This window comes from Parafrankia sp. BMG5.11, assembly GCF_004337455.1.
Genome location: NZ_SJXI01000077.1, coordinates 178217 through 204691, shown reverse-complemented (window position 1 = coordinate 204691; position 26475 = coordinate 178217). Strand labels below are relative to the sequence as shown.

Below are 26475 nucleotides of genomic sequence, written 5' to 3'. Positions count from 1 at the left end.
GACTGTTGCCGACTACGCTGGCCGTTCGGCGGTGAACGGCCTGCGTGCGCCTTGCGTCCGGCTGGCGCCTGGCCGGCGGCGGCGAATCGGGAGGGTCGATCGGAGCGGTGAGCGGCTCCTCCCCCGTGCGGTTCGGTGTTCTCGGACCGACCATCGCCACCGCCGGCGACGGCTCCCCGCTGGAGCTCGGCCCGCGGCGGCGCCGGGAACTGATCACCCTCCTGTTGCTACGGCCCGGCGTCACCGTCACCGCGGACGCGCTGGCCGACGAGCTGTGGCAGGGGGAACCACCGCCCGCCGCGCGGTCCACGCTGCAGGCACACCTGTCCGCGCTGCGCCGGGTCCTGGAGCCGAAGGTCAGCCCGCCGTACCGGCTGCTCGTCACCCGGGGCTCCGGCTACGCCCTCGCGATCTCCCCCACCGATCTCGACACCGGGCACCTCGACGAGTTGCGGGCGCTGGCCAGGGGAGCGCTCGACGGTGGGGATCCGGGCGGCGCCCGCGCTCATCTGGAGCGTGCTCTCGCCCTCTGGCGGGGTGAGCCGTACGCCGACCTGGAGGGCCACGCGGCAGCCGAGGCGGCGCGGGTGAAGCTGGCGGAGGACCAGATGGCCGTCCGGGCGGACCTTCTCGCCGTCCGGCTCGACCTGGGCGAACACGATGCGGTGATTGGTGAGCTGCGCGTCCTGACGGGCCAGCACCCGTTGCGGGAGCGGCTACACGCCCAGCTCGCCACCGCCCTGTACCGCAGCGGCCGGCAGGCCGACGCGCTCACCGTGCTTCGTCAGGCACGGCAGACCCTCGCGAGCGATCTGGGTCTCGAGCCGGGGGCCGAGCTCCGGGAGCTGGAGACCGCGATCCTGCGGCAGGATGCCGGGCTGATCCGCCCCGGCATCCCCCGCCCTGGCATCCCCCGCACCGCATACCCCTGGGTCGGCTCGCCGGGCGCCGCTTCCGGCACGAGGCCGGCAGCCGCGACCGCCCCCGCGGCCGCCGGCGGCCGGCTGCCGTTGCTTGGCCGAGACCGGGAACTCTCCGCCCTCGAACAGGCGTGGGAGCGGACCGCCACCGAGCGGGCGACCGGCGTGGCCCTGCTGTCCGGCGAGGCTGGCATCGGCAAGACCAGGCTGCTGGAGGAACTCGCCCGGCGGGTACCGGCGCAGGTCCGTTGGGGCCGCTGCACGCAGGTCTCCGGCGCCCCTGTCTACTGGCCATGGCGGCAGCTGCTGCGTGGCCTCCCGGCGGAAGTGGTGGGCGCGTTCGGTGCGAGCCGGGACGGTGACGGTCCGGTCCGTTTCGAGGTCGCGCTGGCGATCGGCCGCCATCTGGCCGATCTCGCCTCCGCCGGTCCGGTGCTGGCGCTGCTCGAGGACCTCCACTGGGCCGACCCGGCCTCGATCGCGATGCTGGAGATCCTCGCCAGTGAACTGACGGACGTCCCTGTGCTGCTGGTCTGCAGCTTCCGCCCGGAGCGCGGCGGGAAGGCCGTCCCAGGCGATCACGCCGACGACGGCGATCTCGGCGCCGCCGTCCCAGCAGGTGGGCGCGGCCAGTCGCCGCAGGACGGCGAGCCCCTCCGCCGGCTACTCGGCGTGCTCGCCCGTCACCCCGCCCTGACCAGGGTGGAGCTGGCCGGGCTCCCGCCGACGGACGTCGGCCGGCTCTTCGGCGCCGTGAGCGGGATGGCGCCCACCCCCGAACAGGCGGAGGCGGTCCGCCACCGCACCGCCGGCAATCCCTTCTTCGTCGTCGAGCTCGCCCGACTGGCGGCGACCACCTCTGTCGACCAGGCCGCGGCGGCCGGCACGCTGCCGACCGGGGTGCGGGACACCGTGCTCGCGAGGTTGGCCGCGATGCCCGCCGCAATGACGACCCTCCTCGCGGCGGCCGCCGTGGTCGGCCGCGAGGCGGCGTTGCCGGTGGTGACAGCCGCCGCCGGCATGACCCAGGCCGCCGCGCTCGACGCGGTGGACATCGCCGTCGCCGCCGGGCTGGCCGACGTGCCCGCCCCTGGCCGACTGCGGTTCGCCCACGACATCGTCCGGGAGGCCGTGCTGGTCGGTATGGGAACGGCCGAGCGTGCCCGCCTGGCCGGCCTCGTCGCCGACGCCCTGGTGGCCCACCAGGGAGCGTCGGTGCCAGCCGCAGTGCTCGCGCACCACCTCCGCGCCGCCGCGGCCGGACATACCGACCTGCGCGCCGCACAGGCGCAGGCGACCGCGGCGCGGGCCGCGCTCGCGCAGTTCGCGTTCGAGGACGCGGCGACGCTCGCCGGCCATGGTCTCGACCTCGTCCCCGGGGACCATCCTGACCTGCTGGTCGACCTGATGGTGATCCGCGGCGAGGCGCTGCGTCGGTCCGCCGACTTCGCGGAGGCACAGCAGGTGCTCACCGAGGCCGCCCGGATCGCCACGGCGAACGGCGACACCGTCCGCGCGGGACTCGCGACCCTGACCCGCGCCGGCGACGTGGTCGGCGGCTACAGCTCCCTGTTCTACGTTCCCGTGCCGGGCCTGATCGCCGATCTGGATGCCGCGGCGGCCGCGCTGCCCGCGACCGAACAGGACCTCCGCTTCCGGCTGCTCGCCGCGGCGGCCGTCCGCGCGTGCTACGGGGAGCCGGAAGCGGCGAGCCGTCTCATCCTGCGGGCAGCCGAAGTGCTCGCCGGTCAGCGCGCGGCCCGACCCGGGACGACCGATGAACCCGCCGGTCTGCTGATCGCCCGGGCGCTCGCGGCCTGGACACCGCAGCACGCCGGCCTTCGGCTGGCGATTGCCGACACGCTGCTGGCGACGGCCGACGGCCCGCCCGGCGGCGAGTTGGTGGCCCGGCACCTGCGTCGGGCTGTCCTTTGGGAGTTGGGCCGGGTCGAAGCCGCGGAGGGCGAGTCAGCCGCCTTCAGCCGGCGGCTGCGCCAGGTGCGTGACCCTGACTTCGACCTTCTGGACCGCTGCTGGCAGGCGATGCATCACCTTTACGCCGGACGGTACGACCAGGCCGCCGAGGTCGCGGCCGTACTGGGCGGGTCACTACCGGGCGTGACGCCCGGGGCGATCAACGCGCTCACCCAGTCCGCCACCACAATTCACGGCATCACCGCCTGGGACCGCGGCACCATGGGCGACTTCCTCCCGCAGGTGTACGACATGGAGGAACAGATGATCGCCGAGTGGGCGCTGATCCGCTCCCTCGCGCTCACGGAGACCGGACGCCCGGAGGCTGCGGCACGTGAGGTCCGCCGCCTCGTCCGGCCGGACCTGGCCGACGTCGCTCCGGGTGCCATGGAACCGGTCTACGTCGTGATTCTCGCCGAGATCGTGACACAGGTCGTCGACGCGGTCCCGGACATGGCCGACTGGGCGACCGGCCTCGCGGACCGCATCGCGGGGTACGGCGAGACGTTGGTGACCTTTGTTCTCGGCCTGACCTGCATGGGCCCCGCCGCCCTGTACCGGGGCGGGCTCGCCCTGGCACTGGGCCGGGTGGACGAAGCCATTGCCGCCCTGCGGTCGTCGCTGGCGCTTGCCGAAAAGACCGGCGGGGTGCCGTTCGTCATCCGTTCCCGGCGGCGGCTCGCCCAGGCGCTACGCCGCGCCGGGCATGATGACGAAGCCCGACAGTTCGACCTGGCCGCCGCGCGCGACGCTCAGACCATCGGCATGCGGCTGCCGTATTCCGGCACCTGACGACACCTGACCACACGAAGGAGCCGACGATCGACTCTGCCGAGGTCGAGGCGGCCCGGCCAACCGCCGTACGCGCCGACGACCAGGGCGACACCGTCGAATGAGCGGCAGACGGAGGGCCTCCCCCTCCCTGCACGTTCTTGGCGCTGACCCGGCGGCTCCCGGTGGCGACCGCGGGTGTCCTCCGAAGTCGCCGCCGCCCGCCCGGCCCCCGCACCAGCACCTCGGCCAGGCGGAGGCGGTTCGCACGGCCGCAACATGGTCGACCCTGCGCACCAGCATCCGAACCGATTGATCTTGGTTGCTGACCCTGAAATCACTGTCCGACCGGTCACCACGCGGGCTTTGGCCAGGGGCGATGCCCAGTGACCACGCCGACCGCTACATCATCTACCGACTCGAACAGGCGCTCCGTGAACCTGGCGGGTCTCGGGCACTTCGGCCCGTACGGTGACGGTGATCGTCGGCGTCGCGACAGGCCCGCATCTGCTCGGCGGTCTGACACCTCTGGGACTTCGCGGTCCGGGGTCGGCAACTCGGCGCCCGCTCGCCGGCTTCGCCTCCGCTACCGACATGTCCGCCTTCGTATCTGACGTGTCGTGTTGTGCGCTGTCGAGTCGATACAGTTCGATCGCCAGCGCGGAGCGTGGAGACACTCCAACGGTTGGCGACCATCTGGTGACAGGGGGAACGCACGGTGGCGGTGCACGACACCCTCCTCGAGACGCTGCTCAAGGACGTGTCCACTGGCAAGATCCAGCTCCCGGACTTCCAGCGGGCGTGGAAGTGGGACGACGAGCGGATCCGTTCGCTGCTCGCGACGGTCACCCGGGAGTTTCCGCTCGGAGTGATCATGTCGCTGGAGACCGGCGGTGAGGCTCAGTTCAAGGCGCGCCCGCTGGAGGGCACGAAGGTTCCCGACGGAGAGGTCCCCGCGCATCTGCTACTGGACGGGCAGCAGCGCCTCACCTCGCTCTACCACGCGCTGGTCTCCCGCGAGCCCGTGCAGACCGAGGACGAGCGACACAACGAGCTGTCGGTCTGGTATTACATCGACATCGTCCGGGCGATCGGCAGCGAGGACGAGCGCGAGGAGGCCATCGTCTCCGTGCCGGCGAGCCGGCTGCTGCGCCGGGGCTCCGGGCCCGACGACGTCATCGACCTGAGCAGCCGGGAGAAGGAGTGCGCAGCGGGGATGTTCCCGCTCAACCTCAGCCTGGACTCGATGGAGACGAATGACTGGGGATGGATCTACGCAGTAGATGACGACCGGAGACGCACCTGGGGGCGCTTCAACGGCGAGGTACTCAAGAGGATCAATCAGTTCCGCGTGCCCTGGGTCAAGCTCCCGAAGGAGACGAGCAACGAGGCCGTCTGCACGGTGTTCGAGAAGGTCAACACCGGCGGGCTCGTCCTGAACGTCTTCGAACTGCTCACGGCGACCTACGCCGGCAACCGTGGGTACACGTCCACGCACGGTTCGGAGTTCAACCTTCAGGAGGACTGGGAAGGCATCTCGAAAGGACTGAGCGAGAAGTACCCGGTCCTGGAGGATCTGAAGAACATCGACTTCCTGCAGGCGCTCATGCTGGTCATCAGCTACCACAAGCGCCACCGCTACCTCGCCGAGCATCCGCGACGGACCGCGGACGCGCCGTCGATCCGGTGCAAGCGCAGGGACCTGCTGACGCTCCCGTTGGCTGACTACCGGAAATGGTCGCCGGCGGTTACGGAGGCGCTCGCCTGGGCCGGCGACTTTCTCCAGGGCCAGTGCGTCTTCCGTAGCGGCGAACTGCCGTACCGGACACAGCTCGTGCCGCTGGCGGCGATCAGGACCGTCCTCGGGGCGGCCACCGACCGGCCGGAGACCCACGAGAAGATCGTCCGCTGGTACTGGTGTGGCGTGTTCGGCGAGCTCTACGGCGGTACCACCGAGAGCCGGTTCCCGAAGGACGTCGAGCAGGTGGTCGACTGGGTTAACGGCACCGGCAGGAACCCGGACACCGTCACCGAGGCGGCGTTCCAGGAGCAGCGGCTGCACACCATGACGACGAAGGTCAGCGCCGCCTACAAGGGCGTCTTCGCGCTGCTGTTGCAGCAGGGCTGTTACGACTGGTACGCGACCGACGCGCCGATCAACGCCGACACTCTGGTGACCGAGACGGTCGACTTCAGGCAGATCTTCCCGAAGGCCTGGTTCGATCGCGCCGGAACCAAGGATCCTCGGATGACCAGTGTGATCAACAAGACGCCCCTCTCGCTGCGTGCGGCCAAGACGATCGGCGGGCGCTCTCCGGCGACCTACCTCGAGATGTTCGCCCGCGAGTCAGGCCTGCCGGCCGACTGGATCGATGATCTTGTCGACTCGCAACGGATCGATCCGAAAACACTGCGAGCCAACGACTTCGACGCCTTCTACCAGGACAGGATCCAGAAGTTGCTCGCTCTGATCGAGAAGGCGATGGGCAAGCCCACGGGCCGGGAGACGCCCTCCCCTGTTGTCTCAGCCGGCTGACCGCCCGACACACAGAGACCACGAGCAACCCGCATGGACGACATCCTCACGTCGCTGGTCGACAGCGAGCTGACGATCCGGCAGCTGCTGGAACGGTTCGACTACGGCGTCCGCAGCCCCGCGGCGATCTCCGCGATCCGCGTTCAGCTCTCCCAGGCCCGGCTGGCGACCGAGCCGACTTTCGAGGCTGGCCCCCTCGACACCCAGATCAAGATTATTCCGGTCTCGCGACCAGCTCAGGACGACGGCCCACCCAGCGCGAATCCCCAGGACGCGCCGGCCACCGAGGTGCCCGACCCATCACCTTCACCCGACGACACCACGGCATCACCCGATGAGATCCCGCCGCAGCGGGCCGCGGACGACGGCACGGAGGAACCGAGCGGACAGGAGGAACCGGCCGGGCAGGAGGCGGCGGGCGAGTACCCCGACGAGGAACTCCCTGGCGGGACGCTGCGGGTCGGCGACCTGCTGTCGGACCATCGGGAGCTCTGCACCGTCGGGCCCAGGGACAGCCTCCACAAGGCGATCACCTGCATGCTCCAGTGGGAGTACTCGCAGATCCCGGTGTTGGAAGGCGCGTCCCATCTCCATGGGGTCGTGACCTGGCAGTCCGTCGCGATGCTGTACGCGCACGATCACGCGCCCACCCTCGCGAAGGCGACCTACAACGACGTACAGGTCGTCCACGACACGGACAGCCTGCTGGCGGCGCTGGCCACCATCACGGCGTCCGACTACGTCCTGGTCCGCAACCAGCAGGGGGAGATCTGCGGCATCGTCACGATGGCCGACGTCGCGACCCGCTTCGGTGACCTCGCCCGGCCGTTCTTCGTGATCGGCGAGATCGAGCGGCTCATCCGTGGCCTGCTCACGCCTATCTTCGACCACGACCCGGCCGTCCTGAAGGCCACCGGGAAGAAGACCGACCGGGTCGCGGAGATGATGTTCGGAAACTACAAGTACCTGCTGAAGGTGCCGGCGAACTGGCAGAAGCTCGGCTGGCCGTTCGTCGACCAGACGGCCTTCATCGAGCTCCTCGACGATGTCCGCAAGATCCGCAACGCGGTCGCGCACTTCCGCACGGAGCCGCTGACCGCCGAGGAGAACCGTCAGATCAAGCAGCTCCACGGAATGCTCAAGAAGCTCGCCGTGTAAGTAGGTTCGTGCAGTTGGGCTAGTGTCGCGGGCTGGGGCAGCGGGGGTCGTCGTTCGGAGCGTGGCGGCGGGAGCAGCGGGGAGACGGGGTGCAGGACAGGCGTTGGACGACGGTCACGGCGTCACAGTTCCCGCATGAGCGGGAGGCACTGGAGCACGTCCAGCGACTGCTGCCGGACGCCGAGCCGTACCGGGCCTGGTCGAACTTCACCTTCGTCGCGTCGACCGGGCACCTGCGCGAGGTCGACCTGCTCGTCGTCGCCCGCGGCGGGGTGTACCTCGTCGAGATCAAGAGCTGGGCCGGCCGGCTGACGGCCTCCGGGTCGAACTGGGTCCAGCACCGGCCGTCCGGCGGCGACCTGATCTTCGACAATCCGCTGATCCTCGCGAACCAGAAGTCCAAGGAGCTCAAGCACCTCCTGGAGACCGCGGCCCGCGCGCAGGGGCTCGGCAGGCTGCGGATGCCGTTCTTCCAGCCGGCGGTCTTCCTCTCGAACGGGACGTTGAAGGTCGAGCTGCCGGACTTCCAGCTGCACGGGATCTTCGGCCCGGAGCCCGCCGGCGGCGGCGCCCCGGTCAGGGCGGGCACCGCGGGTGCGCTCCCGTCGATCTGGTCCGGTCTGCTGGACGCGCCGCTGCGCGACGAACGCCACCGGATCAGCCCGGAGACGTCCAGGCGGCTCGCGACGCTGCTCCCGGCCGCCGGGATCGCGCGCAGCCGGCGCCACCAGCGCGTCGGCGCCTGGGAGCTGGAGTTCCCGGCCTTCGAGTCCGGCCCGACGTGGCAGGACTACCACGCCCGGCACACCCAGATGAGCTCCGCGCGCCGTCGCGTGCGGATCTACCTGGTGGAGACGGGCGCGGCCGAGGCCGAGCGCCGGACTCGGGAGGCGGCGGCCAAGCGCGAGTTCCTCGTCCTCAACGGCATCGACCACCAGGGCATCGTCCAGATCGACGGCCTGGAGCAGCACGAGGCCGGCCCGGCGCTGATCTTCCGGCACCACCCCGACGAGATGCGCCTCGACCACTACCTCGCCCGCTACGGCGACCGGCTCGACGCCGGCACCCGGCTGCGAATGATCCGCGAGCTCGCCGAGACACTCGACTACGCACACGGCCGCCACCTCTACCACCGGACGCTCGCGGCCCGCAGCGTCCTCGTCGTGCCGGCCGCCCGCCGCGGCGACGACCAGGCGGAGAGCGAGCGGCGCTGGCTCTCCCCCCGGCTTGTAATCAGCGACTGGCAGGCGGCGGCCCGCGACATCGACGCGTCGACGGGGCAGCTGACCGGTTCGATGACGAAGACCTCGGTCGCGCTCGCCATCGAGCCCGCGCACCGGTTCCTGCCGCAGTTGGAACGGGCCGCGGAGAGCTACCTCGCCCCCGAGGTCGACGCCCCGTACCCGGACCCGGTCGGCATCGACGTGTTCGGCCTGGGCGCGCTCGCCTACCTGATCCTGACCGGTGAGGCCCCCGCGCCGACCCGCAACGCGCTGAAGGCACGGCTCGCCGAGGCCGGCGGGCTGCACCCGTCCGCGGTCGTCGACTCGCTGTCCGAGACGGCGAACGACCTGGTCGCGCTGGCCACCCGGGCGAAGCCGGAGGACCGTTTCGCCACCGTCGGCGAGTTCCTCGACTGGCTGCAGCTCGTCGTCGACGACGTCATAGGGCCGGCCGGCGCGGCACCGGAGAGCGCGGCACCGGAGAGCGCGACCACGCCGACAATCGACCTGCCTGCGGAGCCGGCGCCGGAGCTGGACCCGTTGGAGGCCGAGCGCGGTGACCTCGTCGGCGGGGAGTGGCGGATCAGGAGCCGGCTGGGTACCGGCTCGACGAGCCGCGCGTTCCTCGCGCGCAACGAGAAGACGAACCGCGACGAGGTCCTGAAGGTCGCGCTCTCCGACGAGCGGGCGCCGCGGCTTGCGCACGAGGCGGACGTGCTGGGCCGGCTGCGCGACTCGCGGGTGATCAGGCTGGCCCGGCAGGACACCCTAGTCATCGGCGGGCGCACCGTGCTCGTCCTCGACCACGCGGGCGAGCAGACCATGGCCCGCAAGCTGCGCGAGGGCCGGCTCTCGGTCGACGACCTGGACACCTTCGCGGGCGACCTGTTCGTCGCCGTCGACTACCTCGACGGCGAGGGCGTCGCGCACCGCGACCTCAAGCCGGACAACATCGTGCTGCGCCGCCGGACGAACCGGACCTGGCAGCTGGTGCTCATCGACTTCTCGCTGGCCAACCACTCCGTGCGCGACACGGCCGCCGGCACGCCCCGCTACCTCGACCCGTTCCTCGGCGCCGGCACCCGCACCACCTACGACGACCAGGCCGAGCGGTACGCCCTGGCGGTCACGTTGCACGAGATGGCCTCCGGCGAGCTGCCGCTGTGGGGCGACGGCTCCACCGAGGCGCGGTTCACCGAGGGCCCGCCGACGGTGGCGACCGAGGCGTTCGACCCGGCGATCCGAGCCGGCCTCACCTCTTTCTTCCTGCGCGCGCTTGACCGCGACGCGGGTAAGCGGTTCGGCTCGCTGAAGGACATGCGCGACGCCTGGCTCGCCGTCTTCCGCGCCGCCGACTCGACGCCGCCGGTGCCGAGCGTCCACCCGCCCGCCGGCGAGCAACCGCTGACCCCGGACCAGGCCGCGGCCCAGGCGACCGAGGCCACGCCGCTCGAGCAGGCCGGCCTGTCACCGCGCGCGGTCTCGGCGGCGCACCGGCTGGACTCGACGACCGTCGGCGACCTGCTCGACCTCGGCTCGAAGGACATCATCGGCCTGCCCGGCCTGGCCGGTAAGACCCGCCAGGAGCTGCAGACCCGGATCCGGCAGTGGCGCCGCGCGCTCGCCCCGGCTCCGCAGGGCCCGCCGGCGGGCGCGTCGACGGCGGCCCAGCCCACGACGGCGACGGACTACGCCCGGATGCCGGTCGAGCTGGTGGCCGGCCAGCTGCTGCCCCGCTCCGCGCGGGCCACCACCGAGGCTGAGGCGACCCGCCTGCTGCTCGGCCTGCCGGACGCCGCCGGCACGGTGCCGGACCTGCCGCTCTGGCCGGGGCAGCAGCTGGTCGCCGAGCGGGTCGGCGTGACACCGGGGCGGATCGCCCAGGTGCTGACCGCGCGACGCAAGGCCTGGCACGCCGACGCCGCCGTCCGCTCGGTGCACGGCGAGCTGGTGGAGATCCTCGCCGAGGCCGGCCGGGTGATGGGTTTCGACGAGCTGGTCACCGCGGTGCTCGCCCGCCGGGGCAGCTCCCCGGGGACGAGCGCGCCGCGGGCGCGGGCGGCGGCGGTCGTCCGGGCCGCGCTGGAGACCGTCGACCTCGACGCCGAGCCGCGGATGGCCCGGCGGAAGTACAAGGACAGCGACCGGGTTCTGGTCGCCCTGGAGGTGACGGAGGCCGACGGCCCGGCCACCCCGTCGGCGCCGGCGCTGCTCGACTACGCGGTGGCGCTCGGCAAGGTCGCCGACCGGCTGGCGAAGGCCGAGGAGCTCCCCAGCCCGGCGACCGTGCTGCGCGAGCTCGCCGCGGCCAGCCCGGACGGGATGCCGGCGCTCACCGCGCCGCGCCTCGTCGGGCTGGCCGCGGCCGCGTCCCGCACCGCCGCGACCAACGCCCGCCTGGAGATCTACCCGCGCGCCCTCGGCCTCGTCCGGGCGCTGCGGCTCTCCCAAGCCGGCGTCCTCCTCCCAGCCCGCCCCGGCGGCATCCCCGCGCAGCCCACCGGGTCCGACGAGCATGCCGAACGTGATCCACTGCTCGTCGAGACGATCCACGAGCGGGTGCTGGCCCGGTTCCCGGGGCTGGACACCGAGCTGCCACCGCATCCGCGGCTCGACGGCCCGCTGCGCGACGCCGGGTTCACCCTCGAGTGGGACCACGCCCGCGGCGGCTACCGGCAGCCGCACGGCCTGCTCTCCTCGACGGGCCGCGGCTCCCGGCCGACACCGGTCGTCCGCCAGCCCACCGGCCTGGGTGCCCGGGCGGGCCGCTCGGCGCTGGCCGACGACAGCCCCGGCCGGGTCGCCGCCGCGACCGCCGAGCAGCGCCTGACCGCGGCCGCCGAGACCGGCGGGTTCCGGGCGCTCACGGTCCGGCGCAGCCACTACCTGACGGCGCGCGCCGAGCTGGCGAAGCCGCACCGGTTCGCCGCCGAACCGGTCGACGTCGCCGCCGTGTTCCTCGACGCCCTGCACGCCGAGGTCGACCCGAAGCCCAGGCCGACGTGGGCGACGATCCTGCGCGCCGACACCGCCGAACCCGGCAGCCGCGCCGCCGCGAACCTCGCCGAGTACGTGCGGCTCGCCTGGGAACGAGCCGCGCCGCTACTCACCGAACTGCTCGACGCCCCCGCCGGCCGGACCGGGCCGGGCGGGCAGCCCGCGCCGCTGCTGCTGCACGACGCCGGCGTCTTCGGCCGCTACGACGGCCGCGGGCTCGACGTGCTGTTCACCCTCGCCGAGCGGGCCCGGACGCGGGCCGGCGGCCGTCCGCTGTGGCTGCTCTGCCCGACGACCGAGCCGAGCCTGCCACCACGCCTCGACGGCGCGCTCGTCCAGCTGGTGACCGGCAGCGACTGGGTGCCGCTGCCGGACTCCTGGGTGGGCAACCTGCACCGCGCGGCGGGCGACGAGCCCAGCCTGGCAGCGTCGTAGCGCGCCGCCCTACGATCACCCGCCGCCGTAGAGTGGCGGGTGATCGGGTCATGGTCTTTGCGGCGTAGGAGGCCGGTCAGTGGCGGCGCGCTGGTTCAACATCGCTGGACCCTGTGTGCCGGGGAAACATTACATGATCGCGGCTTCGGCGCGATTGCCCGAGGTGCCGGGTCTGGTGGCGCGCGAGAACTACTTCGTGGTGCATGCACCGAGGCAGACCGGGAAGACGACGACGCTGCGGGCACTCGCGGCCGAGCTGACGGCCAGCGGCAAGTACGCGGCGGTGAAGCTCTCGTTGCAGAGCGGCGCGGCCTTCGGTGACGACATAGGCGGCGCCACCCGCGCCATCCTCGCGAAAGCCAGCCGAGAGGCCCGGCTCGGCCTTCCGGCGGACCTGCGCCCACCGGCATGGCCCGAGGGCCCGGATGGTGATCTCTTCGGCAGCTCGCTCGCCGCCTGGGCCGAGTCCTGCCCCAAGCCGCTCGTGCTCTTTCTGGACGAGATCGACTCTCTCACGGGGGCGACACTCGTCTCGGTGCTCAGCCAGATCCGCGAGGGCTTCGAGGACCGCCCCGGCGCCTTCCCGGCCTCGATCGCCCTCTGCGGGCTACGAGACGTCCGAGATTACAAAAGCACCGCCTCTGGCCGTAATCCGGAGCGGTCAGGCGGACCCAGCCCTTTCAACATCATTGTCGAGTCGCTGCGGCTCGGGGACTTCACGCTCGGGGAGGTGCGGGAGCTCTACGGCCAGCACACCGCCGAGGCCGGCCGCGTCTTCACCGACGAGGCCGTCGAGCACGTGTACGCGCTGACCGGCGGTCAGCCCTGGCTGGTCAACGCGCTGGCAGCAGAGATCGTCGACCGGATGAAGATCCCGGCGACGGAGCCGGTCACGGTCGAGCAGGTCGACACCGCCCGGGAGCGGGTCATCCAGGCCCGGCCGAGCCACCTGGACTCCCTGGTGCGCCGGCTACGTGAGCCGGAGGTGCAGAGGGTTCTCCTGCCGCTCCTCGCCGGCTCGGAGCAGCCCGTTGACCTGGAGTACTCCGACGACCGGTCCTTCGTCCGCGATCTCGGGCTGATCACCGAAGGCGACGAGGCGGGCCCGCGGATCGCCAATCCGATCTACGCGGAGGTGATCTCCCGGGCACTCGCCGAGCAGGTCGTCCCCAGCCCGGCCGTGCTTCCCACGGCGCGGGACTTCGTCCTGCCCGACGGCCGGTTCGACGTCCCGGGCGCGCTGACCGGGCTCGCAGCATTCTGGCGCACGCACGGAAAGATGCTCGGCGACGGAAGGCCGTACGAGGAGGCGCTCCCCCATGCCTTCCTGTTCGCCTGGCTCGACCGGGCCGTCAACGGTGACGGCGACGTGTTCCGGGAGTACGCCAACGGCCGGGGACGCGCCGACCTCTACCTACGCTGGCGCTACACAGCCCGCGACGGCACCCGTGCCGAGCAGCGCGAGGTGTTCGAGGTGAAAACCCAGCGTCCCGGGAAGGCCGACCCGCTCAAGGACGCCATCGTTCAGCTAGACGACTACCTGAACCACCTGGACCTGTCCTCGGGCCACATCGTGATCTTCGACCAGAGACCGCAGCCAGCAGCAGCCCCCGCCGGGCCCCTGACGACCCAGATCAGCCCGTCCGGCCACTCGATCAGTATCACCCGGCTGGTCCTGCCGCCTGCCCGCCGGTCGACCCGGGCACCGTCATAGCAGTAGGCCTGCCCCAGGCATGGCGCTCCGGTGACGCACCATACTGCCCCTAGCATCGGATCTGTCCCCGCTCCTCCCGATGGAGCGGGGACAGATGAACCCGATGGCGGGCTGGGTGGCTGGGGGTAAGGCGTGATCGACCGGGTGGCGTTGCTGAAAGACGCTAAGCAGCAGGTCAAGGTGCTGGAGAAGGACCTGCGGGCCCAGGTCGACGCGGTGCCCGAGGTCGGGGCGCGGCTGCGGGCCGAGTACGACCGGGCGTTCAAGGTCGGCCGGACGGCGGCCACCTGGTCGGCGTGGTTGGGCGAGCGGGTCACGCAGGCCGCGGTCGCGTGGGTGCTCGGGACGGTGTTCGTCCGGTTCTGCGAGGACAACGGGCTGATCGGCGACCCGTACCTGGCCGGGCCGGAGGCGCGGCTCACGCTGGCCGAGGAGCGGCTGCACGAGTTCTACGTCCAGCAGCCGGAACTGACCGCCCGCGACTGGCTGCTCGCCGCCTTCGGCGAGATCTCGAAGGTGCCGGTCGGGGCGGGACTGTTCGACGAGCGGCACAACGCGCTGTTCCAGATCCCGGTGACCCACGACGCGGCCAAGGACCTGATCACCTTCTGGCGCGTACGCCAGTCCGGGGAGCTCGTCCACGACTTCACCGACCCGGACTGGGACACCCGCTTCCTCGGCGACCTCTACCAGGACCTCTCCGAAGACGTCCGCAAGAAGTACGCCCTCCTCCAGACCCCCGAGTTCGTCGAGGAGTTCATCCTCGACCTGACCCTGACCCCGGCCCTGGAGGAATTCGGGTATGACGTGGACGGCCTCAAGGACTTCAAGCTGATCGACCCGACCTGCGGATCGGGCCACTTCCTGCTCGGAGCCTTCCACCGCGTCCTCGGCGAATGGGACCGGCTCGTACCAGACCCGCAGAAGGACGTCTTCGAACGGGTGGGCCTCGCGTTGGACGCTGTCCACGGAGTGGACATCAACCCGTATGCGGTGGCGATCTCTCGGTTCCGTCTCATCGTCGCCGCACTGCGCGCCGCCGGACTGGAGACGCTTGCATCTGCGGCGGGTTACACGTTCTCGCTGCATGTGGCCGTCGGTGACTCTCTACTCAAGGGCCGCCAACTCGATCTCTTCGGTGAAGCGCGCGACGAACTCGCCGAATTCTCTTACGCCACCGAAGACCTACACGAACATAAGGGCATCCTCGAGGACGACAAATACCATGTCGTCGTCGCTAATCCACCATACATCACCGTCAAAGACAAGAAGATCAATGATCTATACAGGGGCCTGTACAACACCTGCTCGGGCACCTATCAGCTAACCGTTCCTTTCACGCAAAAATTCTTCGAGTTGGCGAAACTCGCAGACGAGCACGGCCGTGGCGCCGGCCGCGTCGGCGAGATAGTTGGCAATGGTTTCGTGAAGCGCGAGTTCGGCAAAAAACTCATCGAGGTTTTCTTTCCACGCAGCACGGAACTCACACATGTGATTGACACGTCTGGCGCCTACATTCCTGGCCACGGCACACCGACCGTCATTCTCGCTGGGCGACGCAACCGATCGCACCGCGCCTCGACCGTCAGGGCCGTTCTGGGTATTCGTGGGGAGCCAGCCGCGCCTACCAACGCTCGCGAAGGGCTGGTATGGAACGCGATCGTGTCCCAACTCAGCCTGCCTGGATCCCAGAGTAAATGGGTCAGCGTGACCGATCGGCCACGCCAGGAATTCGCCGTCTACCCTTGGATTCTCGGCGGAGGCGGTACCGCAGATCTGGTCGAGGCGATCGAAGACGGCACAACGAAACTCGCCAATCGGATCTCACCTCCAGTGGGACGTGCGATCCGCGCCGGGGCTGACGAGGCGTTCGTGCGACCTGCCCGACTCGTGGATCGTCCTGGGAACGGTGGCGAGATCCTAAGACCTTTGCTGGTCGGTGAAATTGTCCGCGACTGGTCATCATGCCCGGACGAGGCGATCTTCTACCCGTACGCACCAGGCGCCTCCGAGGCGTTGCCAAAGCTGCTGTGGCCACTGCGTCACCTCCTCGAAGAGCGTCGCACCTTCCAAGGGAACATGGCCGATGCCGGGCTTTCCTGGTGGGAGTACATGCAGCACACTACGTCCGCGTACAACACGCCATCCTCGATCGCGTTCTCCTTCGTAGCCACCCACAACCACTTTGTGTTGGATCGGGGTGGGAGCGTGTTCAATCGGTCGGCACCGGTCATCAAATTTCCGGCGGGAGCCTCGGAGGAGGAGCATCTGCGACTGTTGGGGGTGTTGAACAGTTCGACGGCGTGCTTCTGGCTCAAGCAGGTCAGCCACGACAAAGGCAGTCAAGGCGTCAACGAGGGGTTCAAATCCCAATCGTGGGAGCGATTCTATGAGTTCACTGGGACCAAGCTGCAGGAGTTCCCGTTGCCAGCGGAGTATCCGTTGGAGTTGGCGCGGGAGTTGGATGGGCTGGCGCAGCGACTGACGGTGGTCAGCCCTGCGTCGGTGGCCGCCGACGATGCACCGACCCGTGCCCGGCTGGCCGACGCGCAGGTGGAGTGGGCGTCGACGCGAGCGCGGATGATCGCGCTGCAGGAGGAGTTGGACTGGCAGGTCTACCGGCAGTATGGGCTGCTCGCAGACGAGCTGACCCTGCCGATGACCGACGTCCCCGAGCTCAAATTTGGTGAGCGGGCATTCGAGATCGTCCTCGCCAGGAAGACCACCGATGGAGACGAGACGTCCGAGTGGTTCACCCGGCACGGCTCCACGCCGATCACCGAGGTGCCCGAGCATTGGCCAACTGAGTACCGCGCGCTCGTCGAGAAGCGGATCGCGGTCATCGAGTCCGACCGGAACATCGGGCTGATCGAGCGGCCCGAGCACAAGCGGCGGTGGGCGACCGAGGGCTGGGACAAGCTGCAGGATGCGGCGCTGCGGGACTGGCTGCTTGACCGGCTGGAGAACCGTGACCTGTGGTTCGCCGACGTCGACGGCATGGTGCAGCCGCGGCTGTGGACGACCGGCCAGCTCGCCGACGAGCTGGCCGCCGACACGAACTTCGTGTCCGTCGCCGAGATCTATCGGCCCGGGGAGGAACTGGCCAAGGTCGTCGCCGCCCTCGTCGAGGACGAGCACGTCCCGTTCCTTGCCGCCCTGCGCTACGCCGACACCGGTCTGGTGAAGCGTGCCGACTGGGAGTCGGTCTGGGAGCAGCAGCGCGCCGAGGACGCCGCCCCGACCCCGGCGAAGGCCAAGGAGATCCGCGACGCGATTCCCGTTCCGCCGAAGTACGCGCCGAAGGACTTCCGGAAGACGTCGTTCTGGCGGGCCCGGGGCAAGCTCGACGTGCCGAAGGAGCGGTTCATCTCCTACCGGCCGGCCGGCCGCGACAACGACCCGACGCTGCTGATCGGCTGGGCCGGCTTCGACCACCGGGAGCAGGCGCAGGCGCTGGCCACCCTGATCGTCGACCGCCGCGACAACGACGGCTGGGACGGCACCCGTCTCACGCCGCTCGTCGCCGGCCTGCGCGAGGTCATGCCCTGGGTCCGCCAGTGGCACGACGAGGTCGACCCGCTCTACGACGGCTCCCCCGCCGAGGTCTACGACGCCTTCCTTGCCGAGACCATGGGCCAGCTCACCCTGACCGAGGACGCCCTGGCGAGCTGGCGCCCACCCGCCCCCACCCGCGGCCGCCGGCCCACCAAATGATCAGATGACCAGGCGGGCCTGGGCGCGTCAGCGAGAGGGGACCTTGCGGTCGAGGGGGATGAGCACGTCCAGATCGAGGTGTTCGAGGAGGAGGAACTTGAGCCGAGGGCTGTCGATCAGTTCGATGCGGCCGTGCCGGGCCACGAAGTCCCAGCTCGACTTTCCGTACCAGGAGGTGGTGACCATGATTCCCTTGGTGGCCCGTTTGTCCTCCATCACCCCGGCCAGCGCGCGCACGGCCTCCACCCCGACGACATGGCGGTACCTCTTCGCCTGGATCACGCACAGCCCGCCGACGATCGGGTCGACGTTCGTCGCCACCGCGTCGATCCCGTCGTCCCGGGACCCCTGGGTGACCCACGAGTCCATGCCCATCGCCTCGAAGAGCTGCCGGACGAGATGCTCGAACTCCGTCGGTGTCATGTCCAGCAGGTTGGGACGACCGTCGAGGTCGGCGAGGGCATCCATGCCGTCGATGAAGCGATAGGACGACAGGTCGAAGTCGACGACCGGTCGTACCGGCTCCAGGTCGTAGGGGTGCGGAGAGACGAGGGCGTTCAGGCGCCGGAGGCATTCGGTGGGATCGACCTGGGCGAGCACCAGTCCGGTGAACTCCTCGCGGGTGGCGCTGACGCTGACCAGGCAGGGCCGGATCTCCTGGCCGGTGGCGCGGTCGACGGTGGAGACATGGCCGTTGAAGACGACCGTGTCCACGACGTCGACGCCCTCGCCGTCGAAGACCTCCCGCATCGTGCGTAGGGCGATCTGTGCGACGACCGAGCGGTAGAGGTCCCGTCGTTCCCGTACCGGGCGGGCAGCCGCGGTGGTCTCGTCGGTCTTCTTCACGTAGCGGAACGAACGCTGTTCGGGAATGACGTCGGTGGTCGGCAGTTCGTAGTCGATGACGAGGTCCTGCGAGTCCGGCCGGTAGAGCAGCCGGTACCGGTGCGGAAATCCGTCGGGATAGACCGACGACTGCAGGACGTCGGCCATGTACGCGACGACCACCTCCGGGTCGCCGGCACCGAACGCGGCCGCCATCCGGTCGACCTCGGCGTTGTTCGCCCGTACGCGCTGCTTCTCCTCCGCGAGCATCCGGTCGTACTGCGCGCGACGTTCGGCGAGCCGCCGCTGCCGGTTCGCATCGAGGACCGCGTGCTCCTCGCACGCCGCGGTGTATTCGGCTTCGGCCTGCGCCATCGCCCGTTCGTACCGGCCCGCCCCGCCGAAGACCCGGCCGACGGCGCCCGGCGCCGGGGGTTCGAAGTCGGCCCAGTCCGGTGGTGCGGCCGGCACGTCGAGACCGCCGGGGTCGAACGCCGGGGCGTTCGGAGTCTGCCGCAGGACGTCGAACGGGAACCCCGGTGAGGTCGCCAACGACGAGCTCAACACGGTGGACAGTTCGGCGATCCGCAGGTTCAGGTGCGCGGTCCGGGCGGATGCGTCCGCCTCACGTTCCTGGACGTGCTGCCGCGCACGTTCGCGGTCGCTGGCCACCTGGGTGCGCCTGGACTGGCGCAGGGCCTGCTGCGCCTCACGGTCGATCCGGGCTGCCTCGCGGACCGCCGCGCGCTGTGCCTGTTCCGCCTCCCGTCGACGCCGTGCCACGTCCCGTTGCAGCTCCGCCACGAATCCCCGGCGTCGTGCCATGGCTACGCTCCCCATCATGCCATTCGGACCAGCTTCGCACCGTATCGCAATAGATGCGAAGAGACAGCGGAAATGGTGAGTGCTTGTGGATAGTGATCGGCCTGTGCCACAGCGGTCGCGCGGCGGCACAGCGGGGCCGCTACGCCACCTCGCTCGGCGGCAGTGCAGCGGGAGATGCTCAGCGACCGCCGAGCGCCCCCAGCCCGGCCCAGTCCTCCATCCCAGCCGTGATCAGGGACTTGACCTTGGCCTGCCCCTCGACGAGCACGACGTCGGTGAAGCATGCGCACTGCGTCAGCGAGCGGCTCCGTGCCACGCACACCACGATGCCCGTCACCTGCAGCCCTCGCGCGGTGGCGATCAGGTTGTCGTCGACCACCGGCAGCGGCAGCTGCTTCACCAGTTCGGATGCGAACTGCCGTTCGGCGGACGTCCGGTTGAGCAGTTCAAGGGCCTGGTTGGCGGCCTCGCCCAGCCTTTCGTGGAGTCGGTCACGCCCTTCCAGGATGGCCCGTGCCAGCTTTGCAAGGGTGCTGCACCGACGCCCTGACCAGGTACGGGTAAGCCGCTGCCACGTCTGCTCGCTGACGTATCCGGTCGCCCTTTCCCTGACAATTTCCTGGAGGTTGGGATTGGCGACCAAGTCGATGCACGAGTCGGAGGCCGAGCGTATCCGCAGCTCCTCACGGCTCGGAGGCGACGACGCTGGAGAGCGTGGCGCCGTTCTCCGGCGAGGTGCCGGCGGTGTCGGCGTTCTGCCGCGACCCACGCTGGCCTGCGCCGCCGACGACGACGGGTGATGCCGACAGCGCAGGCCGGCCTCCTTGACGGCGTTTCTACAGCTCGTTCCGCGCAGGGTAGTCCCACCACACCTGAACCGGATCATCCCTCGATCATCCGATTCGCGACGTTCGATAATCAATAGCCGAGTTGGCCATCTGTTGACCAAACGAGGTAGTCCACCGTGGCAAGCGGATTCAGCCCAGATGCGCCGTTGCCTCGCGGGGAGCCGCGATACTCGGCCTGGTAGCAGGGCATGCGATCGCAGTTACGCCAGCATCGTTTCCCGGAAATCCCGCGGCCCCGGACGGGAGCACCAGGGCACCAACGTCCGGGCCACATCCGAGAGGATGGCCGTCGAACGCTCCGACCCGGTTACCCGCGCGATCCGCAAGGCATCGAGCCCGTCTACCTGCGGTAGCGGTCCGTAGAGTTGCACTGATCGGTCCGTGCTGGCAGCCGAGGGAAGGCGGTGCATGATGACTCGCTGGTTCAACACTGCTGGCCCCTGCGTCCCCGCGCTTCATTACATGATCCCGGCGGCGGCACGGCTCCCAGAGGTGCCCGGCCTCGTGGCGCAGCATGGCTATTTCGTCGTGCACGCTCCCCGGCAGACGGGGAAGACGACGACGCTGCGGGCGCTGGCCCAGGAACTGACCGCGAGCGGCCGGTACGCCGCGGTGCTGACCTCCTGCGAGCCTGGGCGGCCCTGGCCCGACGACGTCGGCGCGGCGGAACGCGCCGTCCTGAGGACCCTCCAGGAGAGGGCAGCCGACGCCCTGCCCGCCGAGCTCCGCCCGCCGGCCGGGCCGGAGGCACCTGCGGGGGCGCTGCTGAGCAGCGCGCTCGCGGCCTGGTCGAGGGCCTGCCCGCGGCCGGTGGTGCTCGTCCTCGACGAGATCGACGCCCTGGAAGGCCGCACGCTGATCAGCGTGCTCAGCCAGCTGCGCAGCGGCGCCACCGGCCGGCCCGAGAACTTCCCGATGTCAGTCGCTCTCTGCGGTCTGCGCGATCTCCGCGACTGCCACCCCCGAAATCGCTTCGCGATTCCGCGGGTCCCCGGGACCGCCGGCGGCGGGAACGCCGACCGGCTCGGCGGCCCCAGCCCGTTCAACATCATCGTCAAGTCGCTGCGGCTGGGGAACTTCACTCTCGACGAGATCCGCGAACTCTACGGTCAGCACACGTCCGACACCGGGCAGCCGTTCACCGACGGGGCGGTCGAGCGGGCGTTCGAACTGACCGACGGGCAGCCCTGGCTGGTCAACGCGCTCGCGAACGAGATCATCGTCGGGATGGCCGTGCGGGCGCCCACCCCGATCACGGCCGAGCACGTGGAGAAGGCTGCGGAGCGCCTCATCCAGACCCGGGCCACTCACCTCGACTCGCTGGTCGACAAGCTCAACGACTCCCGGGTCCGCGCCATCATCGAACCGCTGATCACCGGCACCCCGCCGACGCAGCGGCCGAAGAACGACGACATCCAGTACGTCCGCGACCTCGGCCTGCTCGCCCCGGACCCGCCTGTCCGCCCGGCCAACCCGATCTACAACGAGTTGACATCCTCCCTGGCATGAATGCCGGGGATTCCCGCACCTCGCGATGCGGGTTCCTGCTTCGTCAACGGACGCCTCCTCGCTTCAGGAGCGAGGCGGTCTCACTCCATCTCCACAGGCAGCCACCGCGAGCCCCGCGGCCAGAATGTTCCGCGCCGCGTTCACGTCCCGGTCGTGAACTGTGCCGCAGCCGCGGCAGGCCCATTCCCGGACGTTCAACGGCATCTTCTCGACGATCGACCCGCACGCCGAACAGGTCTTGCTGCTCGGGTAGAAACGATCGATCGCGATCACGGTGCGGCCGTACCAGCCGGCCTTGTACTCCAGCATCGTCCGCAGCTCCGACCACGATGCGTCGGAGATCGCCCGTGCGAGCGCATGGTTGCGGACGGACAGGTCCTCGATGACCACCGTTTGGTTCTCGCGGATGACCCTCGTGGACAGCTTGTGCAGATGATCCCGGCGACGGTCCCGGATACGGCCGTGGACCTTCGCGACCCTCGCGCGGGCTTTCGCCCGGTTCACCGAGCCCTTCTCCTTGCGGGACAGTTCCCGCTGTGCGCGTGCGAGCCGAGCCCGGTCGGCACGCTCGTGCCGGGGGTTGGTGACTTTCTCCCCGGTCGACAGAGTGACCAGACTCGTGATCCCCGCGTCGATCCCCACCTGCCCCGATGTCGGAGGCAGGATGGTGATGGTCTCCTCGACCAGGATCGAGATGTGGTACTGGCCGCGGCTGTTCCGCGACACCGTCACCTGCGACGGGTCCACGCCGTCGGGCAGCGGACGCGACCAGACGATGTCCAGCGGCCGGTCCTGCTTGGCCAGTGTGATGTTCCCATTCCGGTAGGTGAAGCAGTTCCGGAAGTAGGTCGCCGCATCGAGGGTCCTGCCCTTCTTCTTGAAGGACGGGTAGCCGGCCCGCTTCTCCCAGAAGTTCACGAACGCCGACTGAAGGTGCCGTAGCGTGGCCTGCAAGGGTCCTTTCGACGGCTCGGCGAGCCATGCCGTCTCCGGGTCCCGTTTCCACGCGGTGAGCATCTTGTCGGTCTCGGCGTGCGTGATGCGACACCGTTCGGAAAACCACGCGCGAGACCGCTCGGCGAGTGCCCGGTTGTAGACGTAGCGGACGCAGCCGAAGGTGCGGGCGAGCTGGGCGGCCTGCTCTGGGGTCGGGTAGAAGCGGTAGCGGTACGCCCGCTTCACCACCCTGCTCCCCATAGCTAACAGGATACCGTCTTTGCCTGTCACGCTGTCGTTGCTGCGCTGTCCCCGCCCTGAAGGACGGGGCCTGCGCGCTACGTTCCACGGTCATCGTCCGGGCCCTGACCGACGGCGTCCTGGAATACGCCACCGACGTCCCCCGGCCCCGCGCCTATGTGCTTCCCGACGGCCGGATGGACTTCACCCGTCTACTCACCGAGTTCGCCGCCTTCTGGAAGGCCAACGGCGACATCCTCGTCTCGCAGCAGGTCTACCACGAGGCCGCTCCCCATCTCGTCCTCCAGGCGTACCTCCAGCGGGTGGTGCGTACTCCCATCAGATCGCTTCGCGATCCGTCGGGTCCCCCGGGTGGTGGCACCGTCCTGCGCGAGTACGGCGTGGGCCGCGGGCGGCTCGACCTCCTCGTCGCCTGGCCCTACCGCGGCCCCGAGGGCGCCCAGGCAGTGCAGCGCCAGGCCATCGAGCTGAAGGTCCGCGCCGAGGGCGACGCCGACCCCCTCGGCTCCGCACTCGTCCAGCTCGACGGATACCTCGACCGCCTCGGCCTCGACACCGGCGTACTGCTCCTCTTCGACCGCCGGCCGACGGCTCCCCCCATCCACGAGCGCACGACCATCACCGCCACAACCAGCCCAGCCGGCCGCCCGGTCACCCTGTTCCGGGGATAGCGCCGAGCAGAACGCGGCCGCGCGGCACGAATCGTGCCGGACGCCGCAGGTCGCCTGCGCCAGAACACATCCGTCGATCTTGTCGAGGGCGTCGAGTAGCGGATTGGCGGCGGTGATGGGGCGGTGAGGGTGAGTTCGCCGGCCTGGATCTCGATGGGGCGGAAGCGGCAGATGGAGCGATCAACGTGGGCCAGGTCGGTCACAGCCCAGCCGTCAGATCCACTCAGAACGTAACCATCCGGCAACGCTTTGCGGTAATCTCTCCATGTTCGACATCGTCGCTCTCACCGACGAAAGGAGCGCGGGCACGGTGCGCCGCTCCGCTCGGCTACTGGCATCGATCGCTTGCGTACTCATGTTCGTGGCTGCCTGTGGAGGCGGCGACTTCGACATCGAGCACCCCAGTCCGTCCCGCGGCGGCGCCGGGGCAGATGCCCCGACGACCGACAGGCCGCTTCCTCCTGCTCGGAGCTACGACCCGCCGGTGCACTTCAACCGGGACGCCGCGGCAATGCTGCCGGATGAGGCCAGCGAGGGCGCCTTCAACATCGGCGGCGACCTACGAAGGCCCCTTCCGGTGGCTCTCGTCGGCACGGTCGCCTACATCGCCGCCACCGACCACCTTCTCGTCGTCGAGACACGTACCGGCCAGCAGCTCGGTGCTCCGATCAGACCTGAGTCAGGCAGCGGACGGGTGTATGCCGCCTTCATCGTCGACATACCCGGCAGCGGGACGACACCGGGTCATCGCAGCGTCGAACTCGTCGGCATCGAGGCACCTGGCGCCCGACCGGTCTCGCGCGCCACCGTTCCGCTGGAACAGTGGGCGAGCCAGACATCCGGCGCATTGGCTGCGGCACCGGTCTGGAGCGATGGACGCACCGTGCTCGTCCGGGTCTCACGCTTCGGAGACTCGCCCGACGCCACCACCTATGCCATCGACGCGACCAGCGGAAAGATCCGCTGGAAGCAGGACGACTTCGCCGCACGCGTCGTCGCCGGCGACACCGCAGTCGGCGAGGTCCCGTCGGAGTCCTTTCCGGCCAAGGTTTCCGGGCTGTCCCTGTCCGACGGCGGCGTTCGTTGGACGAACACCGAGAGCGCGCACGACGTCAGCATCTTTCCCGGCGGTCCATCGCTCGTTGTTGCCTATGGGCAGACGCTGGGAAGCCAGAACTTCCTCAGTCTGTTGGACGCCGCCACCGGGACGGTCAAGGACCGCAGAACCGGCAGCTACAACGGCGTCAACTGCCAGTATGACGGTGCTTCGGTGACCGTCTGTTATCAGGGGCTCTTCGGTAGCCCATGGGCCGCCGCGTTCGACACCACTACGGGCTCCTGGCTGTGGGGCCTCCCCGACAGCGATGCGAACAGGGTGGCACCCACCATCACCAGCGCCTGGCACGGCGCGGTCTATGGAACGACGCGGAGCGGCCCGGTCATCCTCGACGCCCGGACCGGAAAGGACCGAGCCACCGCACCGGGAGCCGCACCTTTCATCGTGAACGGTAACGTGGGCCTCGCCTTGGATCCGAACGAGTCAGATCTCTGGGCGTTTCCCGCCGACGGCTGACGGCTCTCATCCCATGAGACGGGTAAGGGCCGCGCGAACGCCGGCAGGAGGCTGGACCCGCGAACAACTCGCGTCGTGGGGTGTTCCCTGGCCTCCACCGAGGGGCTGGAGGCAACGGTTGATCGATCAGAACGAGCAGATCACGGACGGTGTCGAGCGGAAGCCACCCGTAGTGCTCCGGTCGCCCATATCCGTGGATCGATCGGCGGGAGCCGCCAGCGGAGACGGCAAACCGCACGGCGACGGTGCAGCCGTCGTCGAGATCTTCACCGACGGCGCCTGCAAGGGCAACCCAGGGCCCGGCGGATGGGGTGCGGTCCTGCGTTACGGCAGGCATGAGAGAACCATCTGTGGTGGTGAGCCTGCCGACACCACGAACAACCGCATGGAGCTACTCGCGGCCATCATGGCGATCGAGGCCCTCACCCGCCCGTCGACTGTGCGTATCCATACCGACAGCCAGTACCTGCGTAACGGCATAAGCGGATGGCTGGCCCGTTGGAAGAAGAACGGCTGGCGGACGGGAGAGAAGAAACCCGTCAAGAACGTGGATCTCTGGCAGCGCCTGGACGCCGCCGTGGGCGCGCACGACATCGAATGGCTGTGGGTACGCGGACACACCGGCCATCCCGGCAACGAGCTCGCCGACCAGCTCGCGAACCGCGGACTGTCCGAAGCCCGCCGACGCCCTGGCTGATCCGCAGCCGGTCGTGAACCTGGAACCCCAGGCGTGTCCCTACCTGCCGAGACAGTGCGAGGCAGGCTGGGGCGAGCGCCCGTCGGTACTCCACGTGCAGCTCGGGGACCGCTCCCGGTCCGCGGCCGACCCGCCCCAGGCCGGGGAGTGGACTCGCCGAGGACGCGGTCAGCCGACGAAGGCCACCCGAGCTGGTACCATATCCGGTACGATTGGATCCTCGGGAGGTGGCCAGATGGTCGCGGCGATCAGTGCCAGCGAGGCACGCAAGACGCTCTTTCCCCTGATCGAACAGGTCAACACCGATCACACACCGGTGGAGATCGTTTCGAAACGGGGCAACGCGGTCCTGGTGAGCAAGGAAGACTGGGACGCCATCGTGGAAACCAACTACCTGCTGCGCACGCCCGCGAACGCGCGGCGGCTGGCGGAAAGCGTCGAGCAGTGGCGCGCAGGCGACGCGATCGAACGCCCGCTGGGCCCTGACGAGTGAAGCTGGCCTGGACCGACCACGCCTGGGAGGACTACCTCTACTGGCAGGGTCAGGATCGCAGGACACTGAAACGCATCAACGCCCTGATCGCGGACATCAAACGCGATCCAGAAGGGCAGGGGATCGGCAAGCCCGAGCTGCTGCGCAACAACCTCGCGGGACTGCGCTCACGACGGATCGACGACGAACACCGCCTGGTCTACGCGGTCGAGCCCGGCCAGATCACGATCATCTCCTGCCGCTACCACTATCAGTAGCCGAGCCCACCGCTTCCTTCCGACGCCCGGACGCCGCCGCGGTCGAGGTGCCCGCCGCACTCGGCGGGTTCGTGCAACCTGACACACCCTGTCCGTACGATCCGTATGCGGGCGGATCCGGCGAGCGCCGTTCCTGCC

At 69.9% G+C, this 26475-nt stretch carries 15 protein-coding genes; 12 read left to right on the top strand and 3 right to left on the bottom strand.

What is annotated here, in order from left to right; all coding sequences use genetic code 11:
• Window positions 1–44 precede the first annotated feature (44 nt).
• The 6 genes from E0504_RS39270 (at window position 45) to pglX (ending at window position 17442) form a co-directional block, all read left to right on the top strand.
• The gene (locus tag E0504_RS39270) at window positions 45–3686 is read left to right on the top strand and encodes an AfsR/SARP family transcriptional regulator (protein ID WP_112106284.1); all 3642 of its coding nucleotides are present in this window, start codon (window positions 45–47) and stop codon (window positions 3684–3686) included.
• A gap of 697 nt (window positions 3687–4383) precedes the next feature.
• Window positions 4384–6201: a DUF262 domain-containing protein gene (locus E0504_RS39265; RefSeq protein ID WP_131626887.1), complete on the top strand. Its 1818-nt coding sequence runs from the start codon at window positions 4384–4386 to the stop codon at window positions 6199–6201.
• A 33-nt stretch (window positions 6202–6234) separates the two neighbouring features.
• Window positions 6235–7359, top strand: coding sequence for a CBS domain-containing protein (locus E0504_RS39260; RefSeq protein ID WP_112106282.1), 1125 nt, complete (start codon window positions 6235–6237; stop codon window positions 7357–7359).
• Window positions 7360–7448: 89 nt separating this feature from the next.
• The gene (gene pglW / locus E0504_RS39255) at window positions 7449–12014 is read left to right on the top strand and encodes a BREX system serine/threonine kinase PglW (RefSeq protein WP_131626886.1); all 4566 of its coding nucleotides are present in this window, start codon (window positions 7449–7451) and stop codon (window positions 12012–12014) included.
• 133 nt (window positions 12015–12147) lie between these two features.
• Complete coding sequence (locus E0504_RS39250; protein ID WP_243657824.1) at window positions 12148–13728, top strand: AAA-like domain-containing protein; 1581 nt, start codon at window positions 12148–12150, stop codon at window positions 13726–13728.
• Window positions 13729–13860: 132 nt separating this feature from the next.
• A complete protein-coding gene (pglX, locus tag E0504_RS39245; RefSeq protein ID WP_131626885.1) occupies window positions 13861–17442 on the top strand; it encodes a BREX-2 system adenine-specific DNA-methyltransferase PglX in 3582 nt (1193 codons plus the stop codon).
• A 27-nt stretch (window positions 17443–17469) separates the two neighbouring features.
• On the opposite strand, the gene E0504_RS51535 is transcribed toward pglX, so the two are convergent.
• Both E0504_RS51535 and E0504_RS39235 read right to left on the bottom strand, forming a co-directional pair.
• Window positions 17470–19092 carry a restriction endonuclease gene (locus E0504_RS51535; protein WP_207974658.1) on the bottom strand — a complete coding sequence of 541 codons (1623 nt, stop codon included), beginning with the start codon at window positions 19090–19092 and terminating at the stop codon, window positions 17470–17472.
• A gap of 178 nt (window positions 19093–19270) precedes the next feature.
• Window positions 19271–19735, bottom strand: coding sequence for a hypothetical protein (locus E0504_RS39235; RefSeq protein WP_131626884.1), 465 nt, complete (start codon window positions 19733–19735; stop codon window positions 19271–19273).
• Between the two features lie 613 nt (window positions 19736–20348).
• Here E0504_RS39235 and E0504_RS39230 point away from each other — a divergent pair.
• Window positions 20349–21449, top strand: coding sequence for an ATP-binding protein (locus E0504_RS39230; RefSeq protein WP_243657823.1), 1101 nt, complete (start codon window positions 20349–20351; stop codon window positions 21447–21449).
• A 63-nt stretch (window positions 21450–21512) separates the two neighbouring features.
• Here the strand turns inward: E0504_RS39230 and E0504_RS39225 are convergent, their stop codons facing one another.
• Complete coding sequence (locus E0504_RS39225) at window positions 21513–22646, bottom strand: RNA-guided endonuclease TnpB family protein (protein ID WP_131626896.1); 1134 nt, start codon at window positions 22644–22646, stop codon at window positions 21513–21515.
• Window positions 22647–22822: 176 nt separating this feature from the next.
• Between E0504_RS39225 and E0504_RS39220 the strand changes: the two genes are divergently transcribed.
• The 5 genes from E0504_RS39220 to E0504_RS39200 all read left to right on the top strand — a co-directional run bounded on the left by E0504_RS39220 (window position 22823) and on the right by E0504_RS39200 (window position 26337).
• Window positions 22823–23317, top strand: coding sequence for a hypothetical protein (locus E0504_RS39220; protein ID WP_131626883.1), 495 nt, complete (start codon window positions 22823–22825; stop codon window positions 23315–23317).
• 265 nt (window positions 23318–23582) lie between these two features.
• Window positions 23583–24890, top strand: coding sequence for a PQQ-binding-like beta-propeller repeat protein (locus E0504_RS39215; RefSeq protein WP_131626882.1), 1308 nt, complete (start codon window positions 23583–23585; stop codon window positions 24888–24890).
• Between the two features lie 193 nt (window positions 24891–25083).
• The gene (rnhA, locus tag E0504_RS39210) at window positions 25084–25587 is read left to right on the top strand and encodes a ribonuclease HI (protein ID WP_373693987.1); all 504 of its coding nucleotides are present in this window, start codon (window positions 25084–25086) and stop codon (window positions 25585–25587) included.
• Window positions 25588–25822: 235 nt separating this feature from the next.
• Window positions 25823–26080, top strand: a complete 258-nt coding sequence (locus E0504_RS39205) for a type II toxin-antitoxin system Phd/YefM family antitoxin (RefSeq protein WP_112106789.1) — start codon at window positions 25823–25825, stop codon at window positions 26078–26080.
• Window positions 26077–26337 (top strand): Txe/YoeB family addiction module toxin, encoded by a 261-nt coding sequence (locus E0504_RS39200; protein WP_112106788.1) that lies wholly within the window; start codon window positions 26077–26079, stop codon window positions 26335–26337. The genes E0504_RS39205 and E0504_RS39200 overlap by 4 nt, the downstream gene beginning before the upstream one ends.
• Window positions 26338–26475 lie beyond the last annotated feature (138 nt).